This window comes from Glycomyces sp. NRRL B-16210, from assembly GCF_000719515.1.
Classification (GTDB): Bacteria; Actinomycetota; Actinomycetes; order Mycobacteriales; family Micromonosporaceae; genus Glycomyces.
In genome coordinates, this window is record NZ_JOGR01000001.1 from 311,359 (window position 1) to 329,527 (window position 18,169).

15 protein-coding genes are annotated in these 18,169 nt (G+C 70.5%); 3 read left to right on the plus strand and 12 right to left on the minus strand.

All coding sequences use genetic code 11. The annotated features are described in order from the left end of the window. Nucleotides 1-58: 58 nt before the first annotated feature. From IF12_RS23635 to IF12_RS0101470, 7 genes are all read right to left on the minus strand, one after another. The gene (locus IF12_RS23635; RefSeq protein WP_051703827.1) at nucleotides 59-2,149 is read right to left on the minus strand and encodes a hypothetical protein; all 2,091 of its coding nucleotides are present in this window, start codon (nucleotides 2,147-2,149) and stop codon (nucleotides 59-61) included. After that, nucleotides 2,146-2,901, minus strand: a complete 756-nt coding sequence (locus tag IF12_RS0101440) for a hypothetical protein (RefSeq protein WP_030144487.1) — start codon at nucleotides 2,899-2,901, stop codon at nucleotides 2,146-2,148. Before IF12_RS0101440 ends, IF12_RS23635 begins: the two co-directional genes overlap by 4 nt. A gap of 4 nt (nucleotides 2,902-2,905) precedes the next feature. Next, on the minus strand, nucleotides 2,906-3,235 hold the full coding sequence (locus tag IF12_RS0101445) for a hypothetical protein (RefSeq protein ID WP_030144488.1): 330 nt from the start codon (nucleotides 3,233-3,235) through the stop codon (nucleotides 2,906-2,908). Nucleotides 3,236-3,412: 177 nt separating this feature from the next. Continuing rightward, nucleotides 3,413-3,544, minus strand: a complete 132-nt coding sequence (locus IF12_RS26860; protein ID WP_255343522.1) for a hypothetical protein — start codon at nucleotides 3,542-3,544, stop codon at nucleotides 3,413-3,415. Nucleotides 3,545-3,969: 425 nt separating this feature from the next. After that, entirely contained in the window at nucleotides 3,970-5,181 is a 1,212-nt protein-coding gene (locus tag IF12_RS0101455; RefSeq protein WP_231492278.1) for a S8 family peptidase, read from the minus strand. Between the two features lie 726 nt (nucleotides 5,182-5,907). Next, nucleotides 5,908-7,461 carry a S8 family serine peptidase gene (locus tag IF12_RS26435; protein WP_030144490.1) on the minus strand — a complete coding sequence of 518 codons (1,554 nt, stop codon included), beginning with the start codon at nucleotides 7,459-7,461 and terminating at the stop codon, nucleotides 5,908-5,910. 316 nt (nucleotides 7,462-7,777) lie between these two features. Further along, on the minus strand, nucleotides 7,778-9,598 hold the full coding sequence (locus IF12_RS0101470; RefSeq protein WP_030144491.1) for an ABC-F family ATP-binding cassette domain-containing protein: 1,821 nt from the start codon (nucleotides 9,596-9,598) through the stop codon (nucleotides 7,778-7,780). 106 nt (nucleotides 9,599-9,704) lie between these two features. Here IF12_RS0101470 and IF12_RS0101475 point away from each other — a divergent pair, with 106 nt between their 5' ends. Next, nucleotides 9,705-9,995 carry a DUF1905 domain-containing protein gene (locus IF12_RS0101475; protein WP_030144492.1) on the plus strand — a complete coding sequence of 97 codons (291 nt, stop codon included), beginning with the start codon at nucleotides 9,705-9,707 and terminating at the stop codon, nucleotides 9,993-9,995. 247 nt (nucleotides 9,996-10,242) lie between these two features. Here IF12_RS0101475 and leuA read toward each other — a convergent pair whose 3' ends face one another. From leuA to IF12_RS22520, 3 genes are all read right to left on the minus strand, one after another. Continuing rightward, the gene (leuA, locus tag IF12_RS0101480; RefSeq protein WP_231492279.1) at nucleotides 10,243-11,946 is read right to left on the minus strand and encodes a 2-isopropylmalate synthase; all 1,704 of its coding nucleotides are present in this window, start codon (nucleotides 11,944-11,946) and stop codon (nucleotides 10,243-10,245) included. 213 nt (nucleotides 11,947-12,159) lie between these two features. Then, nucleotides 12,160-12,738 carry a nitroreductase family protein gene (locus IF12_RS0101485; protein ID WP_030144494.1) on the minus strand — a complete coding sequence of 193 codons (579 nt, stop codon included), beginning with the start codon at nucleotides 12,736-12,738 and terminating at the stop codon, nucleotides 12,160-12,162. A gap of 198 nt (nucleotides 12,739-12,936) precedes the next feature. Then, nucleotides 12,937-13,725 carry a hypothetical protein gene (locus IF12_RS22520; protein ID WP_133884137.1) on the minus strand — a complete coding sequence of 263 codons (789 nt, stop codon included), beginning with the start codon at nucleotides 13,723-13,725 and terminating at the stop codon, nucleotides 12,937-12,939. A 129-nt stretch (nucleotides 13,726-13,854) separates the two neighbouring features. Between IF12_RS22520 and IF12_RS0101495 the strand changes: the two genes are divergently transcribed. Then, nucleotides 13,855-15,120, plus strand: a complete 1,266-nt coding sequence (locus IF12_RS0101495; protein ID WP_030144496.1) for an aspartate kinase — start codon at nucleotides 13,855-13,857, stop codon at nucleotides 15,118-15,120. Nucleotides 15,121-15,122: 2 nt separating this feature from the next. After that, nucleotides 15,123-16,187 carry an aspartate-semialdehyde dehydrogenase gene (locus tag IF12_RS0101500; RefSeq protein WP_030144497.1) on the plus strand — a complete coding sequence of 355 codons (1,065 nt, stop codon included), beginning with the start codon at nucleotides 15,123-15,125 and terminating at the stop codon, nucleotides 16,185-16,187. Between the two features lie 71 nt (nucleotides 16,188-16,258). Here IF12_RS0101500 and IF12_RS0101505 read toward each other — a convergent pair whose 3' ends face one another. Together IF12_RS0101505 and IF12_RS0101510 are read right to left on the minus strand one after the other, a co-directional pair. Continuing rightward, complete coding sequence (locus IF12_RS0101505; RefSeq protein ID WP_133884138.1) at nucleotides 16,259-17,047, minus strand: ABC transporter permease; 789 nt, start codon at nucleotides 17,045-17,047, stop codon at nucleotides 16,259-16,261. After that, nucleotides 17,040-17,990, minus strand: coding sequence for an ATP-binding cassette domain-containing protein (locus IF12_RS0101510; protein ID WP_030144499.1), 951 nt, complete (start codon nucleotides 17,988-17,990; stop codon nucleotides 17,040-17,042). Before IF12_RS0101510 ends, IF12_RS0101505 begins: the two co-directional genes overlap by 8 nt. Nucleotides 17,991-18,169 lie beyond the last annotated feature (179 nt).

Genomic DNA, 18,169 nt, shown 5'->3' on the forward strand with positions numbered 1-18,169 from the left:
AACAGTGACCAGGGCGCGGGTCGGCCTGCACGGTGGCCTTCCCGCGCCCTGATCGGCTCTATGCGTAGGGGTCGTCCTCTTCGTCCTCCGGGACCCCGCCCCACACGTCGTCGTCCTCGACGAGCCAGACCTTGCGCTCCTGCGGGCCGTCCTCGCCGGCCCCGCGGCCCGCCGCGCCGCCGGGGAGCATCCCCCCGCCGCCGACGACCCCGCCGCGTCCCGCGCCAGTGCCGCCCACACCGCCGCCGCCGACGCCGCCTCGGCCCATGCCGCCGCCCGCGCCGGCACCGCCGACACCGCCGCTGCGCAGGCCCGAGCCCGTACCGCCACCGGCGCCGCCTCCGGGCCGCAGCCCCGATCCGCTGCCGCCGACGCCTCCGGGCCGGCCGCCGCCGGTCCCGCTCGTCAGCCCCTTGGTCGAACCGAGACCGCCGGGGACGCGCCCGCCGGTGCCGGTGGCGCCCGGCACGCGCCCGCCCGTGCCGCCGGGGACCCGCGGGGTCAACGGCTTGCCCGAGGTGGTCGATCCCGGCCGGGTGCTCAGGCCCCGCGGCGTGGCGACCCCGCCCGGGACGCTGCCGCCGCCCGGCGGCATCAGGTTGCTCGGAGTACCGCTCTGGAGGCCGCCGCCACCGCCGCCACCGCCGAGGGCGCTCGGCGGCAGGGTCGAGCCGGGAACGCCGCCGCTGGCGAGACCGCCGGAGGCGTCCTCGGGCAGCGGCGTGCTGGAGCTCCACGGGTTGTCCCCGGTCGTCAGGTCGCTCCCGCCGGTGATCGAACCGGGCACCGAGCCGCCGTACCCGCCGCCGCCGGTGAGTCCGCCGTTGGCGAGGTTGTCCGGGTCGTCCAGGCCCGCGCTGAACGGGTTCTCGTCGCCGATCCCGCTCAGGTCGCTGCCGCCGGTGATCGAACCGGGCGGCGTGCCGCCGGCGCTGTACGCGCTCGGCAGGTCGCTCCCGCCACCGCCGCCGGTGGTGCTGCTGAGGCTGGGGCTGCCGAACCCGGAGGAGTCGTCGAGCTTCGACAGGTCGCTCGGGGCGGTCATGCCGTCCAGGCTCCCGCCGCCGGGGAGGTCGGGCATCCCGCCGCCCCCGCCGGTGTCGAGGCCGCCGCTGCCGGGCAGGTCCGTCATGCCCTCGTTGAACGTGGTCGGCTGCGACGGGCGCACGTCGGGCTCGACCTCGGTCACCTGCGCCTCGACGTTGCTGTGGCGCTCGGTGACCTCCTCGTTGACGCGCGCGGCCTCCTCGTCGAGGTGGCTGGCGCCCTTCGGGCCCAGCGTCTCCAGGCGCTGCGTCGCGTACTCCTCGGCCTTGCTGGTCGCCAGCTCCTCGCCCTTGAGCCCGCCCTCGGTGTAGTCGGGGTTGGCGGTGACGAACTCCATCCACATGTCATAGGTGCGCTGGCGGCCGTCGCTCACCTCGTCCACGATCATCGGGTCGAACCCGGCGAGCTCCAAGGCGGCCTTGGTCTCGTCGTTCTCGCGGATCTCGCAGTTGCGGAAGAACGGGGGGCGGATGTGGATGCGGTGGGAGCCGCACTTGGTGCCCTCCATGTAGAACTTCGGCGCGGGGTAGACGCACGCGGTGCCGCCCTGCTGCTCGAAGATCTCGGACTGCTTGGTGTCGAGGACCTTGATGACGCCGTCGGTGCCGTCCTCGCCGCCGATGTCGCTCTGGATCGTGCGGCAGTTCTTGACGACGGTCTCGGCCTGCTCCTCGAAGGCGTCGAAGTCGACGCCCTTCCAGCCCGAGGAGAGGGCGGTGAGGCCCTGCTCGATCTTCGGGCCGACGATCCGGAACTCCTCGTAGAAGTCGATCCAGGCGTCCCGGATGGTGTCGAGGGCGTAGTCGGCCTCGGGCTGCGGGCGGATCGAGGCGACCATGGACTGGATGGTCTGGCCCTCGGGGAGCATCATGGTGCCCTCGCGGCCGGCGCGGAGGTTGTTGATCTGGGTCGCCTGCGGCACCGCCGACATGAGCTTGACCCAGGCGGCCTCGGCGGGCTCCTCCACTTTGCACGTGCAGGAGTCGGTGCCGCAGTGCGGGCTGACCATGAGGGCGTTCGCCGCCGCCCGGTACTGGGACGCGGACTGGCCCGCGTCCATCTTCCCGTACTCCTCGCGTTCGATCTGGGACGCCTCGGTCATCGGCCCGCCTCGCTCTCGGCTCGTTCAACGATGTCGGTCTGGATCTGGGTGAGGTGCTCGCCGGTCACCCACGCGACGAGTTCGTCGGTGGTGAACGGGTACACCGCCATCTGGTCGGCGTCGGAGTCCGGGTAGAACTCCGGTGCGGTCTCGTAGGCGTCGACGCCCGGGTCGTGGAGGAAGTCGATGGAGAGGTACACGACCCAGTCGCCCTTGCGCCCGTAGGCGTCGAGGTAGAAGCGGTTGGCCGAGTCGGCGGCGATGTAGAGGCTCTCGTCCCAGTCGCCGCCGAGTTCGCCCTCGGTCTGGTCGGTGTAGGCGACCCCGGCGGGGTTCTCGCGCCGCTGCTCCACCCGGTCGGCGAAGTTCGCCTCGGCCTCGGCCTCGGTGCTCCAGGGGGCGAGGCCGCCGCGGGCGGTCGCGTCGCCGGTCACCGAGAAGTCGAACGAGCCCTGCGTGTCGGCGAAGGCGGCGAGGTCGAACAGCCCGGCGCATCCGGCGGCCTCGGCGTCGATCCCCTCCTCCAGTCCGTCGCTCTGCAACTCGCCGTCGATCCCCGTGGCGCCCAGGCGCTCCTGGAGGTCGGTGAAGTCGCCGAAGACCTCGCAGCCGCGCCAGTCATCCATGACGGCGAGGCTGCCGGAGGGGCCGTTCGCGGTCGCGTCGGACCCGGATCCGTTACAGGCGGCCAAGGTCAGTCCCGCCGCGAGGGCGGCGGCGCCCGCGGTGGCGCGGCGGTTCCATGCCCGCACGTCGCTACCCCGTGAGTTCGGCATCGTAGCCGTCCATCTCGGTGGCGGCGGCCTCGTCGGCCTCGACGGCGAGTTCGGCGGTGTCCTCGAGCGTCTCGATGATGCCGCTGAGGGAGGCCCGCAGGTTCTGGAGGTTCTCCCAGGTGGTCTGGTGGAAGGTCTCGTAGTTCGCCTGCGCGGAGGCCGAGCCATCGAGCTGGCCGAAAGCGGGCAGGCGCCCGAGTTCGTTGCCCTTCTTGAGTCTGGGGATGATCGAGTCGAGGTGGTCCAGTTGCTCCTGGATCAGGGTCCGGTACTCCTGGAGGGCTTCGGGGTCGAGCTCTGTCTCTGCCATGGCGTGGCCGATCTGTGCGGGTCTCGGGCGCCCGGTCCGGCCCGGGCGCCGTCGATCGTCTGGAATGGATGACTACTGGGTGATCGTGCTGATCGCGCGTCGCCGCCCTCGCCGTGCTGCTGCGGGCGGTCGCGTGGAGTTCGCCGTGTCCTCGGCCGTTCGAGGGCCGCTGGACGCCTACCCGGGGGCGGCCCGGCCCAGGGCCGCTTCACCGGCCTCGACGGTCTTCGCGGTCTCGGCGGCGGCCGTCGCGGGGACAAGGCCGTGGACGCAGGTGAGAGAACGCTCTCTAGTCAAGGCGTCGGTCAACATTGCTCCTGGCGGTGCTCACGGGCTGCTTCATTGGCAAGCCAATATTATGCCGTCTTTTCGGAAGTTTGTTAATGGCTCGCCATGAACCGTACGGGCGCAAGCAAAGCCGACGGTCGCGATTGAACCGTATTGACCTGGCATTTCGCACAGTTGTTCACAGGGGTCCATGGATGCCCGGCGAATCCGACTGCCGTGCAACGTGAACAACACTACAAGTTTCAAGTATCCGGAAACGGAATCGGCGCTGAGAATTCACGGGTCCGTCACGGTCCGCGCGACCCTGTCCACCACTGTGGTCCCACGCGCCAAGGCAGCACCGCTCGTCGCACCGAAGCCGATGCGCCCGAGCCGTTCCCGCGTCGCCCCAAGCGAAGCGACGGGGCCGGCGCACAGCGCCGGCCCCGTCCCTCATCCCATGTGGTCTAGCCGAGGAAACCGGTGTTCAGCAGCAGGTTCGGGCTGCCGTTGGTGCCCGCGACGGCGCCGGCGACGGCCCCGTCGATCAGGGCCGCGGCGACCTCTTCAGGGGTCGCCTCCGGGTTGGCCTCCAGGTACAGCGCCGCGACGCCCGCGACGTGCGGGGTCGCCATCGAGGTGCCCGAGATGGTGTTCTGGGCGTCCTCGCCGTCGATCCACGAGGAGGTGATGCCCGCGCCCGGGGCGAGGATGTCGACGCAGTCGCCCCAGTTGGACCAGGAGGTCTGGGTGTCGCTGGAGTCGGTGGCGCCCACGGTGATCGCGCTCGGCTCGGCGCCGGGGGAGACGTTGCACGCGTCCTGGCCCTCGTTGCCGGCGGCGATCGCGAAGGTCACGCCCGAGTCGACCGCCGCGGCGATCGCGTCGTTGAGCGCCTGGCTGAAGGTGCCGCCGAGGCTCATGTTCGCCACGGCCGGGCCGTCGGCGTTCGCGGCGACCCAGTCGATGCCGCCGATGATCGCCGAGTACGAACCCGAACCGGCGCAGTCGAGGACGCGCACGGCGCGGATCGTGACGTTCTTGGCGACGCCGTACGTGGTGCCGCCGACGGTCCCGGCGACGTGCGTGCCGTGGCCGTGGCAGTCGTACGGGTCGGCGTCGTCGTCGATGAAGTCGTAGCCCTCGCCGATGCGGTCGGCGAAGTCCAGGTGCGCGTCGTTGATGCCGGTGTCGAGGATGAACGCGTCGACGCCGTCGCCGGTCCAGTTGTACTCGTACGCCTCCTCGAGCGGGAGCACCTCCTGGTCGATGCGGTCGAGACCCCATGAGGGCGGGTCGATCTGGACCTCGGCGACGTGCGCGAGGCGGTCCTGCTCGACGTACGCGACCGCGTCGTCGGCGGCCAGCTCGAGGGCCTCGGCCTCGGTCATCTCGGCCACGTATCCGTCGACCAGGTCGAGGCTGCGCTCGATGTCGACGTCCACGCCGAGGTCGTCGGCCAGGGCGCTCAGACCGGTCGCGCCGGCGCGGTCCTCCAGGACCACGATGTACGAGCCGTCGATGGCGTCCGGCGAGTCGGCGCCGAGAATGATCGCGTCGGGGACCTCTTCGGCCGAGGCGAAGGCCGAAGCCGCGATGAGCGAGCCTCCGGCCGTCGCCACCGCGATCCCTACCGCCGCGGCGGTGCGAATCCGCCTTTGCTTACCTGCCCTAGACAAGGTAGCACTCCTTTGTTGTGCCCCAAGGCGTCCGCGGTGCTTGGGCCGCGTCCGACCCGGGGAGGGTGGTCGGTTCGGGCCCGGAGCTCGTGCGAACGGGGGGCGGACCCGGGTCCGCTGCCGAGGGGGCTCGGCGGCGGGCCGTTCCGGCCCGCTCGGTTCGAGATCGAGCGGCCCGGGGCGGGTCCGGCGGGGTCGGCGGGCGGGGAGGCCCGGACCGGTGCGGACCGGCCCTGCCGGGCCGGGACGCGCCACCCGGCCGGGCGCGGTGGCCCGGACGGGCCGACAGGCCCTGCGTGTGAGCCTAAGCCTTAGAACAAATCGTGTAAAGGCCTTGTAACGACCGAATACATCAGTGAATGAGAAAACCCTGTTAAAGGTCCAAAACAGACAACTCTGTGTCAGTGACCGATCACCCGGTCCCGGAAGGCGAACGCGCGCACCTCAGAAGCGACCGTTCGCCCAGCTGGCGAGCCCCGAGAAACGCGTCGGGACCGCCGATCCGTCCCCTGCCGCACCGGCTCTCGTTTGGCGCAGCGTTCACCGCCGGCCCCCTTGTGGGGGACCGGCGGTGTTCGCTCCGGGGTGCGGGGGACCGCGGGCGGGCCCGGGCCGAGGCGCGGCCGACGGTGCGAGGGCTCCAGGTCGCGGCCGCCGGGGGGTTCGCGCTCCGGCCGGCGGAGGGACCCGCCCGCGGTCCCCCGCTATTCAGTTGGGTGGAGGGAATCAGACTTCGAGCGACCAGGTGTTGAGCGTGCCGGTGTCGCCGGCGTAGTTGTCGACCACGCGGAGCGTCCAGGCGCCCGCCTTGGTCTCGCTCGACAGGTTCACCGTGTAGGTCGCGATGACGTTGTCGGCCGCGTCGGCCCCGGAGGACTTGACCTGGTAGCTGCTGCCGTCAGGGGCGATCAGGTAGATCGCGAGGTCCCCGCGGTAGGTGTGGCTGATGTTCACCGACACCTTCGAGGCGTTGCTCGCCGCGCCCTCGCAGTCGAGGGTGATGGTGGACTCGACCGTGGCGCGGTCGGCGATGAACTGCGCGGTGCCGTTCGACCCGGCGCAGTCGGCCGGTTCGCCGGGAGTGCCGCCGCCGTCCTCGGTGCCGGTGTACAGCAGCAGGTTCGGGCTGCCCTGGACGTCGGAGAGGCGGCCCTCGCCGGCGTTGCCGATGACCCAGGCCTTGACCTCGGCGGTGGTCGCGCCGGGGTTGAGGCTCAGGTAGACGGCGACGGCTCCCGCGACGTGCGGGGAGGCCATCGAGGTGCCCGAGATCGTGTTGGTCGCGGTCGGGCTTGTGTGCCAGGCGGAGGTGATGCCCACGCCGGGCGCGAACACGTCCACGCAGCTGCCGTAGTTGGAGAAGTAGGCGCGGGTGTCGGTGTTGTCGCTGGCGCCCACCGTGATCGCCTCGCCGGAGGAGGCGGGCGACTTGATGCACGCGTCGGTGTCCTCGTTGCCGGCGGCGACCGCGAAGGTCACGCCCGAGAGGACGGCGTTGTCGACGGCGCTGTTGACCGCGGCGGAGTAGTCCCCGCCGAGGCTCATGTTGGCGACCGACGGTCCGGAGGCGTTGGCGGCCACCCAGTCGATGCCGGCGATGACGCCCGCGTAGGTGCCCGAGCCGGAGCAGTCCAGCACGCGCACGCCGACGAGCGTGACCTGCTTGGCCAGGCCGTAGGTGGTGCCGCCGACGGTGCCGGCGACGTGGGTGCCGTGCCCGTTGCAGTCGGTGGGGTCGGAGTCGCCGTCGACGAAGTCGTAGCCGGCGCCGACGCGGCCGGTGAACTCGCTGTGCGAGGCCAGGATGCCGGTGTCCACGATGTACGCGGTCACGCCGGAGCCGTCGCCGAGGTACTCGTAGTTCCCGTCGAGCGGGAGGTCGAGCTGGTCGACCCGGTCGAGGCCCCAGGTGGCCCCGGTCTGCACGTCGTCGACGGTGACGATCTGGTTCTGCTCGACGAAGGCGACCGCGTCGTCGGCGGCGAGTCGGGCCGCCTCGTTCGCGGAGAGCTCGGCGAGGTGGCCGTTCAGGGTGTCGAAGCTTTCGACGACTTCGCCGCCGTACTGCTCGGTCACGTTCTCTGCTGCGGCCGTGGACAGGTCGTCGGCCATGACGACCAGATAGGACCCGGGGATCGCGGTGGCGGAGTCGGCGCCGAGGACTTGGCCGAGCGGTTCGGCCTGGGCGGCGATGCCGCCCAAGGTGATTGCGCCGACGGTCGCGACGCCTGCCAGCGTGGCGACCGCGAGTCGGCGGGTCGTATGGTGCGAGACGGTCATAAGGGGGGTACTCCCTCTCGGTTCAGTCTGCCCGGTGCGCAATGCGATGAATAGGGCGCACCGGCGTTGCGGGCACGGTTCGGTGGAACCGGGCCCTTTCGGGCTTTCAAACCGAGGTTAGGGAAATCACATCGAATTGTGAAGACCCTGGAAGATGCCCATAAATCAGTGAATTAAGCTTCGGTTACCGATCGGTATGGGAGCGTTCGATACCGGTATCATATTCAGCCCGGTCATCGGGCCGCGCAACCGAACGAGACCGCACGCCGAATCCCGCCGACGACGAGAAACCAAGGGACGCAAGCGAAACCGACGCTCAGTCGGCCAGCTCCATCCAGCGCTCCTCGATCTCGTCGCGCTCGGTCTCCAAAGCGGACAAACGGTCCTGAAGTTCGGAGAGTTTTCCAGGATCGGTCGCGAACTCGGCCATCTCGCCGTGCACGCCGGCGATCCGCTCCTCGACCTTCTCCAAGCGCCGCTCCAGCTTCGACAGCTCCTTCTGCGTCGCCCGGTCCACCGCCGCGGCCGACTTCACCGGCGCCGCACCCGAGGACTTCGCCTGCACCGCAACGGGCTTCTCCGAAGCCGCCCGCCGCTCCAGGTACTCCTCGACCCCGCGCGGCAGCATCCGCAGACTCCGGTCGCCCAGCAGCGCCCACGTCTCGTCGGCGACCCGCTCGGTGAAGTACCGGTCGTGGCTGACGACCACCATCGTCCCCGCCCAGTCGTCGAGCAGGTCCTCCAACTGCGTCAGCGTCTCGATGTCGAGGTCGTTCGTCGGCTCGTCGAGGAACAGCACGTTCGGCTCGGCCATGAGCAGCCGCGCGAGCTGGAGCCGCCGCCGCTGGCCGCCGGAGAGGTCGCGCACGAACGTGCGCTGGCGCCCGCCGACGAACCCGAGCCGCTCGGCGAGCTGCCCGGCCGTCATCTCCTTCTTGCCCAACTGGACCCGCTTGGCCACCATCTCGATCGCCTCGAGCACCCGCCAGGACGCGTCGAGGTCCTCCATGTGCTGGGTCAGCCACGCCAGCTTCACCGTGCGGCCCACCTTGATCCGCCCGGCCGCCGGCTGCTTCTCGTCGATCGCCTCCGCGAGCGTGCGCAGCAGCGAGGTCTTCCCCGCGCCGTTCACGCCGAGCAACCCGATCCGCTTGCCCGGACCCAGGATCCAGTCCAGATGCTCCAAAAGGGTCTGATCCCCGGCCTTGACCGTCACGTCCCGCGCCTCGAACACGGTCTTGCCCAGCCGCCCGGTCGCGAAGCTCACCAGCTCGGCGGTGTCGCGCGGCGGCGGCTCGTTCGCGATGAGCTCGTTGGCCGCGTCCACCCGGAACTTCGCCTTCGAAGTGCGCGCCTTGGGGCCGCGGCGCAGCCACGCCAGCTCCTTGCGCATGAGGTTCTGGCGCTTCTCCTCGGCCACGTTCGCCTGCCGCTCGCGCTCGGCGCGCGCGAGCACATAAGCCGAATAGCCGCCCTCGTACTCGAACACGTTGCCGCGCTGGACGTCCCACACGTTGCTGCAAATCTCGTCCAAGAACCACCGGTCGTGGGTGACGACCACGATCGCCGAACGCGTTGCGTTCAGATGCGAGGCGAGCCAGGCGATCCCCTCGATGTCGAGGTGGTTGGTCGGCTCGTCCAGGAGCAGCAGGTCGGCCGGCTCGGCCCCGGCGGGCAGGCGCCCGTCGACCGAACCGGTGAGCACCCGGGCGAGGTCGACGCGGCGGCGCTCGCCGCCGGAGAGCACGCCGATGCGCGAATCGAGGCCCTCGGGCAGCGCCGGGGCGTCGAGGCCGCCGAAGAGCCCGGTGAGGATCTCGCGGACCCGCGCAGAGGAGGCCCACTCGTGCGCCTCGGCGTCGCCGAAGAGGGCCTCGTGGACCGAGCGGGCGTCGTCGAGGGCGTCGGTCTGGCCGAGCACGGCGAGGCGCGTGCCGCCGGTGTGGACGACGCGGCCGGAGTCGGGCTCGTCCGCGCGCGCGATGAGCCGCAGCAGCGTGGACTTCCCGTCGCCGTTGCGGCCGACGACGCCGACGCGCTGGCCGGCGGCGATGCCGAGGGAGACCGAGTCGAGGATGACCTGGTCGGGGTAGGCCTTCGAGACGGTTTCGAGGTTGACGAGATTGGGCGCTGACACGAGGCACAACACTACCCGGGGAGCCCAGGCGCCGGTCAGGACGTGGCCCGGCCGGTGGCGGGGCCGATTCGGCGTGACGGTCGGCACCGGTTCGTATGCTCTGGTGATGGAGCTGGAGTTCAGCGGGGCGATCTGGTACTGGCGCGGGCCCGCGCCCTGGTATTTCGTGACCGTGCCCGAATCCGAGTGCCGCGAGCTCGCGGCCGCTTCCGAAGTGGTCAGCTACGGCTGGGGGATGGTCCCGGTGACCGCCCGGATCGGGTCGGTGTCCTGGGAGACCTCCCTGTGGCCCAAGGACGGCGCCTACATCGTGCCGCTCAAGGCGGACGTGCGCCGCAGGGCCGGAGTCGACGACGGCGACACGGTGACCGTGCGCCTCTCGGTGGACGGCGTATGAACCGCTCGGGCCGGAACGCGGATGCGTCCCGGCCCGAGCGGTGGTCGTATTCCTTCGCCCGCGCGGCGTTCTGCCGCGTGCGGGCCGGAGAACGCGCCGCTCGTGGCGGCGGTTCGGCGCGGTCGCCTCGTGGGCCGACCATCGCGCATCGGTTCGATCGGACCGCCTTGTGGACGGTCCGGATCGCAGGTCTCCGATCGATTCGGCGCGGCCGCAACGGGCTTCGCCGGTGGCGCTCCCGGCGGCCCTAGGCCCGGTTGTAGGCGCTCGCCACGGCCCGCATCGTCGCGAGGACGATGTTCGGGTGGACGCCCGCGCCCCACACGGTCTTCCCGTCGATCACGCACTCCACATAGGACGCCGCCTGGGCGTGCTGCCCGGCCGACAGCGCGTGCTCGGCGTAGTCGAGGACCTCGACGTGGACGCCCACGGACGTCAGCGCGTCCGTGAACGCCGACAGCGGGCCGTTCCCCGCCCCGGAGATCTTGTGCTCGACGCCGTCGAGCACGATCTGCGCGTCCAGCGTCAGCTGCTCGTCGGCGTAGGCGGTGTTGTGGTTCTCCACGACCAGGCGCGTGGTCGGCTGGTACTCGGGGTGGTACTCGCGGCGGAACAGCTCGTGGATCTCGGCGGTCGAGACCTCCTTGCCGGAGGCGTCGGTGTGCCGCTGGATCGCCTGGCTGAACTCGATCTGCATGCGCCGCGGCAGGTCGAAGCCGTACTCGCTCTGCATGACGTAGGCGACCCCGCCCTTGCCGGACTGCGAGTTGACGCGGATGACCGCCTCGTAGGTGCGGCCCACGTCCTTCGGGTCGATCGGCAGGTACGGCACGCCCCAGGTGAACTCGTCGACCGGGACGCCCGCGGCCGCGGCGTCGGCCTCCAGGTGCGCGAAGCCCTTCTTGATCGCGTCCTGGTGCGAGCCGGAGAACGCGGTGTACACCAGGTCCCCGGCGTACGGGTGCCGCTCGGGCACCGGCAGCTGGTTGCAGTACTCGACCGCGCGCTTGATCTCGTCGATGTTCGAGAAGTCGATCCGCGGGTCCACGCCCTGGCTGAACAGGTTCATGCCCAGCGTCACCAGGCACACGTTGCCGGTGCGCTCGCCGTTGCCGAACAGGCAGCCCTCGACGCGGTCGGCCCCGGCCTGCACGGCCAGCTCGGCCGCCGCGACGCCGGTGCCGCGGTCGTTGTGCGGGTGCACCGACAGGATCAGCGACTCGCGGTTCGGCAGGTTGCGGTGCATCCACTCGATCGAGTCGGCGTACACGTTCGGCGTGGCCATCTCCACCGTCGCCGGCAGGTTCACGATCAGCGGCCACTCAGGGGTCGGCTGGATGACCTCGGCGACCTTCGCGCACACCTCGACGGCGTACTCCAGCTCGGTGCCGGTGTAGGACTCGGGGGAGTACTCGTAGCGGATCGCCGTGTCGGGGGTGTGCATCTCGGCGTACTTCAGGCACAGCCGCGCGCCCTGCGTGGCGATGTCGGTGATGCCGTCCTTGTCCAGGCCGAACACCACGCGCCGCTGGAGCGTCGAGGTCGAGTTGTAGAAGTGCACGATCGCCTGCTTCGCGCCGCGCAGGCTCTCGAAGGTCCGCTCGATCAGGTGCTCGCGGCACTGCGTCAGGACCTGGATCGTGACGTCCTCGGGGATGAGGTCCTGCTCGATCAGCAGGCGCACGAAGTCGAAGTCGGTCTGGCTCGCCGAGGGGAACCCGACCTCGATCTCCTTGTACCCCATGTCGACCAGCAGTTGGAACATCTTCTTCTTGCGGTCGGGGGTCATCGGGTCGATGAGGGCCTGGTTGCCGTCGCGCAGGTCCACCGCGCACCAGACGGGGGCCGTGGCGGTCACCTTGTCGGGCCAGCTGCGGTCGGGCAGCGAGACGGTGAACTGCGAATGGTACGGCTGGTAGCGCTGAACGCGGTCTGCGAAGGACGAAGTCACGGATGCTCCTGTGATGTGGATGGTCTAGCAGTCTTTGCCTGAGCCAGCCGGCATGCGAGAACCCGCGGCGAGGGAGCCGACCTAGTTGGCCCCGCCGCGGCACGTAAGGAGCATCGTGAACCGCATGATGCCCGTGAGCTTACACCCCGGCCGAGGCCCCGGTCGACGCCGTTGCCCGGATGCCGGGACGCTGTCGCCGAATGCCGGACGGTCCTACGGGCGGATCAGCAGCTCGTCGATCGACAGGCGGCGACGCGGGGTGCGGTCGGGGCCGGCCACCGACTCCGGCAGCGAGGCCGCGTCGCCCGGGACGCCGATCGCGGCCACGGTCGTCGGCACCAGCGGGCCCTCCAGGTCGAACTCCGCGGCCAGCGCCGCGGCGTCGAACCCGCCCATCTGGCGGACGGTGAGCCCTTCGGCGGCGGCCTGGAACGTCAGGTGCGCCATGGCCTGCCCGAGGTCGTAGGCCGCGTGCGAGAGCGGGCCCTTCGCGTTGGCGTCGGTGCGCACCGCCACCAGCAGCGCCGAGGCGTGGGCGGCCCAGTCGCGGTTGCCGGGGTTGAGGCAGTCGAGGACGCGCTTGAACTCGCCGGTCTCGCGCCGGGCGAGCAGGAACCGCCACGGCTGGGTGTTCCCGGCGCTCGGCGCCCAGCGGGCGGCCTCGAGGAGGGCGGTGACCTGCTCGTCGGTCAGGTCGACCTCGGGGGTGAACGCGCGGGTGGAGTGGCGGGAGGCCAGGAGCGGGTGGATCGGGGCCGCCGTCTGGGCGTGGCGGTCGATGGAAGCGGTCATGCGGAGTCCTTCGATGCAGTGCCGTCGTCGGACGGCGCCTTGCGAACCTGTGAACATATGCCGTGGGCGCGGCGCGATCGTGCGCCGCGAGCGCGCGTCGTCGCGCGGCGGCGGCCCCGCGGGCCGTGCGGGCCGCAGGCACCGCCACAGTTCATGGTGCCACGACCGGCCCCGGAAGGACCGCTCGTGTCGCCTTCCTTACTCACCGGTCCCACCGGTGGGTGAGGCGTCCGCCGAAGCGTCGGGCGTCTCCGACGGCTCCTCGCTCGATCCCGGCGTTGGCGTCGCCGAGGGGTCGACGCTCGGCGACGGCTTCTCGGGCGCCTTGGCGTCCAAGGGATCGGCGTCGCTCGCCTCGCCCGGCAACTCGACGGTGGCGACCGCCTCGGTCGGCGGCCCGGTCAGCTCCAGCGTCCCGAAATCGGCCGTGACCGACAGGATCGTCCCGGCCTCGTCGAGGCACCACTCGCCGCCGGGCATCGGCGAGGCGACCACGACCGTGTTCGACGTGAGCGTGAAGCAGTCGCCCTCCTGCGCGACCGCGAACGGCAGATGCCGGTCGAGCAGCTTCGGCAGCCACTCCACGAACGGCAGCTGCACCCGCGGGTCGAGGTCCTCGGGGATCTCCCCGGTGATCCCGGCGATCTTGACGCAGCGCCCGGCCGCGCACTGGAAGAACCCGCCGGTCGTCCACGCCACCGTCACGTCCACCGTGCCGCCCAGCGCCCAGTCCGGCACGTCCACCCGCCAGGTGCCGTCCTCGGCGGCCCAGACGGTGACCGTGCCGCCCTCCGACCACGCGTACTCGGCGGTGAAGGTCGCGTCGAGCGCCTTCGTCACCCGCCCGATCAAGGCCGCCTGCGCGCTGACGCGCTGCGGCGGCGGATCCGGTTCATCGACCACCGTCGCTGTCCCGCATCCCGAGGCCGCCGCCGCCATGCCGGCGAGCGTGAGCGTCGCCACTGTCTTGCCCAAAGAGAAAGCCACGGCCCGATTCTCTGTCCCATCACCCAGAACGACCTGGCGACACACCGGTATGCGCAGTTAAGGTGACATGGCCGCCCGCGCACGGGCGGCCCCGTGCACCCGACACATGAACGAGTGAGGTGGAAGTCCGTGGCGCTAGTCGTGCAGAAGTACGGCGGTTCATCGGTGGAGAATGCCGAACGCGTCAAGCGCGTGGCGGAACGGATCGTCGCCACGCGAAAGCGGGGGGACGACGTGGTCGTCGTCGTCTCCGCCATGGGCGACACCACCGATGAACTGCTCGACATGGCCGCCAAGGTCTCGCCGGTGCCCGAGCCGCGCGAACTCGACATGCTCCTGACCGCCGGCGAGCGCATCTCGATGTCGCTGCTGGCCATGGCCATAAACGACCTCGGCTTCCAGGCCCGGTCGTTCACCGGCTCGCAGGCCGGGATGCTCACCACCGCCGTCCACGGCGGGGCCCGCATCATCGACGTCACGCCCGGCCGCATCCGCGCCGCCCTCGACGAGGGGTACATCACCATCGTCGCCGGCTTCCAGGGCGTCAGCCCCGACACCAAGGACATCACCACGCTCGGGCGGGGCGGGTCGGACATGACCGCCGTGGCGCTCGCGGCCGCGCTCGAAGCGGACGTGTGCGAGATCTACTCCGACGTCGACGGCGTCTTCAGCGCCGACCCCCGGATCGTGCCGAACGCGAAGAAGCTCGACGCGATCACCTTCGAGGAGATGCTGGAGATGGCCGCCTCGGGCGCCAAGATCCTGTACCTGCGCAGCGTGGAGTACGCCCGCCGATACGGCATCCCGCTGCACGTCCGCTCGTCGTACTCGAACAAGACCGGCACCATCGTGTCGGGTTACATGGAGGAGCTGCCCGTGGAGCAAGCACTCATCAGCGGCGTCGCGCACGACCGCTCCGAAGCGAAGATCACCGTCACGCGCGTGCCCGACAAGCCCGGCGCCGCCGCTTCGATCTTCCAGGTGATCGCCGACGCCGAGGTCGACATCGACATGATCGTGCAGAACGTGTCGACCGCCGGGAACGGCCACACCGACATCTCCTTCACCCTCCCCAAGGAGGCCGGGCCGAAGGCCACCGGAGAGCTCAAGCGCCACCAGGACGCGATCGGGTTCGAGAAGCTCATCTACGACGAGCACATCGGCAAGATCTCCCTGGTCGGGGCCGGGATGCGCTCGCACCCGGGCGTGACGGCGAACTTCTGCCAGGCGCTGGCCGACGCCGGCGTCAACATCGAGATCATCTCGACCTCGGAGATCCGCATCTCCGTGGTCTGCCGCGACACCGACCTGGACGCGGCGGTGCGGGCCGTGCACGACAAGTTCGAGCTCGGCGGCGAAGAGGCGGCCGTGGTCTACGCCGGGACGGGGCGATAGGCATGGGACGCAAGCTCAACGTCGCGATCGTCGGCGCCACCGGCGTCGTCGGGTCGATCATGCGCCGGCTCATCGCCGCCGAGCGCGGCAACTGGGGCGAGGTGCGGCTCGTCGCCTCGGCGCGGTCGGCCGGCAAGCGCCTCGAGGTCGGCGACGAGGTGATCACCGTGCGGGCGCTCGACGCCGACGTGTTCGACGGGATCGACATCGCCCACTTCGACCTGCCCGACGAGGTCAGCGCCGAGTGGGTGCCGGTCGCCGCGGCCAAGGGCGTGGTCGTGATCGACAAGTCCGGGCACTTCCGCATGGACCCCGAGGTGCCGCTGGTGTGCCGCGAGGCCAACCCCGAGGCGGCCCTGGTGCGGCCCAAGGGGATCATCGCGAACGCCAACTGCACCACCCTCGCGCTCATCCCGACCCTCGCGGCCCTGAACGCGCACTTCGGGCTCCAGTCGATGTCGGTGGCCTCCTACCAGGCCGCGTCCGGCTCGGGCAAGGAAGGCCTGGAGGCGCTGTACGCGCAGTCGCAGAAGATCGCCGGGGTCGACCGGATCGGCACCGAGGACGGCGACGTGCGCGCGGTCCTCGGCGAGGAGTTCCACGCCCCGTTCGGCGCGCCGCTCGCGTTCAACGTCGTCCCGAAGGTCGGCGGCTGGAAAGAGGACGGCTGGACCTCCGAGGAGCTGAAGGTCCGCAACGAGTCGCGCAAGATCCTCGGCCTGCCCGACCTGAAGGTGGCCTCGACCTGCGTGCGCGTGCCCGTCGCGGTGGGCCACTCGCAGGTGGTGCACGCGACCTTCGCGAACGAGGTGACCGTCGCCGAGGCGCACCGGGTCCTCGGCGCGGCCGACGGCGTGGAGCTCGTGGACGACCCCGAGAACATGGTCTTCCCGATGCCGATCGACTCGGTCGGCAAGGGCGGCACCCAGGTCGGGCGCATCCGCCAGTCGATCGACTTCCCGAACTCGCTGGAGTTCTTCGTCGTGGCCGACAACCTCATGAAGGGCGCGGCCCTCAACTCGATCGAGACCGCCGACCTCGTACGCCGAGAACTCGAAGCGGCCTAGACCGCACCGACACAGACGGCACTGACGCAGACGGCCCGCGGCGAAAGCCGCGGGCCGCTCCGTTCCCAGGTTTACGCGTCGCGCTTCTTGAAGAGGATCCAGGCTCCCGCGATGATGGCCGCCGCGAAGACCGCGAACACCCCGCCCGAACCCCAGCGCCCGAAGTAGTCGAAGTCCGGCATCCCCATGCCCGACATCTCCGACAGGTCGAACGCCATCAGCCGCGCCCCCGACGAGAACGGCAGGAACTTGACCACCGGCACCAGCCAGTCCAACGCCGGCAGGAACGACAACCCGAAGATCAGGTTCTCGATGACCAACGGCGCCAGGAAGATCACGACCAGCGCCGAAGGCACGCCCCGGAACAGCAGCCCCAGGCCCAGACCCACCAGCGTGTAGACCAGCGTGTAGGCCACATACCCCAGCAGCGCCGCGCGCAGCGGATCCTCGAACAGGCCCGGCAGCTCGCCCCAGAAGACCAGGACCGCCAAAGCGTTGAGCGCCAGGGAAACGAACGTCACCACCACCGTCACACCGGAGACGACCAGCAGCTTCGCCAACACCAGCCGCGAACGCTGCGGCAGCGCCGTCAGCGTCGGCTGGATCGTCCCGTGCCGGTACTCGTGGCCCGTCGCGAAGATCCCGACGATCGCCATGAACACCGCCAGGAACGGGATCCCGAACGCAGCCCCGCCGTTCAGCATGATGGCCAGGGCCTCGGGGATCATCTCCTCGTCGCCGACGGCGAACCCGGCGATCACCGGGATCGCCAGCGCGGCCAGCACACCGAGACCGATGAGCCAGTAGGTCGAACGCAGCGTCGTCAGCCGCGTCCACTCGTATCGCAGAGCATCAAGCATGGTCGGCACCGTCGGTCTTCTCGGTCGCAGGGGCGGCGGGCGGCTCGGCCGCGACGAACTCCTCCGAGGAGCCCGTGGCCGACATGAACGCCTCTTCGAGCGAGGCGCTGCGGGTGGACAGCTCGGACAGCTCGACGCCCTCGGTGAACGCCAGGTGCCCCACCGCGCCGATCTCCAGGCCGGAGACGACCAGTTCGCCCTCCGCACCCTTCGTGACCTCGGCCCCGGCCGTCTCCAGCGCCGGGACGAACCCCTCGGCGGTGGGACTGCGGACGATCACCGTGGACTGCGTGAACTCGCGGACGAACCGGTCCACGTCCCCGTTGAAGATCATCTTGCCGCGGCCCACGACCACCAGTTCGTCGGACATGAGCTGCATCTCCGACAGGAGGTGGCTGGAGACGAAGATCGTGCGGCCCTCGGCGGCCAGGTGCTTGAGCATGTCCCGCATCCAGTGGATGCCGTGCGGGTCGAGACCGTTCGTGGGCTCGTCGAGCAGGAGGATCCGCGGGTCGCCCAGGAGCGCCTGGGCGAGGCCGAGGCGCTGGGCCATGCCCAGCGAGTAGCCCTTCGGCTTCTTCTTCTTGACCGTGCCGAGGCCGACGAGCTCCATGACCTCGTCGACGCGCTTGTCGGTGACGCCGTTGGCGCTGGCGAGCATCCGCAGGTGGTTGCGGGCGCTGCGGGTGGGGTGGAAGGGCTTGGCCTCCAGGAGGGTCCCTACCTTGTCCATGGGCCGGCGCAGGTCGGTGAACTTCGCCCCGTCGAAGAGGGTCTCGCCCTCGCCGTGGTCGAGACCGAGCATGAGGCGCATGGTGGTGGACTTCCCGGACCCGTTGGGTCCGAGGAATCCGGTGACGACGCCTGGCCTGACGTCGAAGGTGAGTCGGTCTACGGCCACCGTCTTGCGGTAGCGCTTGTATAGACCCTTCGCGGTGATCAAGGGGGCTCCAAAGGTTGCTGTCGCGGGTCTGTATGTCAGCGCCAGTCTATGGATCGCGGCGCGTCCGCACATGGGCGCGCCGACCGATTCGGCCCTCCTCCTCAGGGAGGAGGCGCGGCCGGGGGCGGTACCGCGGTACTACCGCGGGTCGATTCGCGCCCCGGTGTTCACACCCGGTT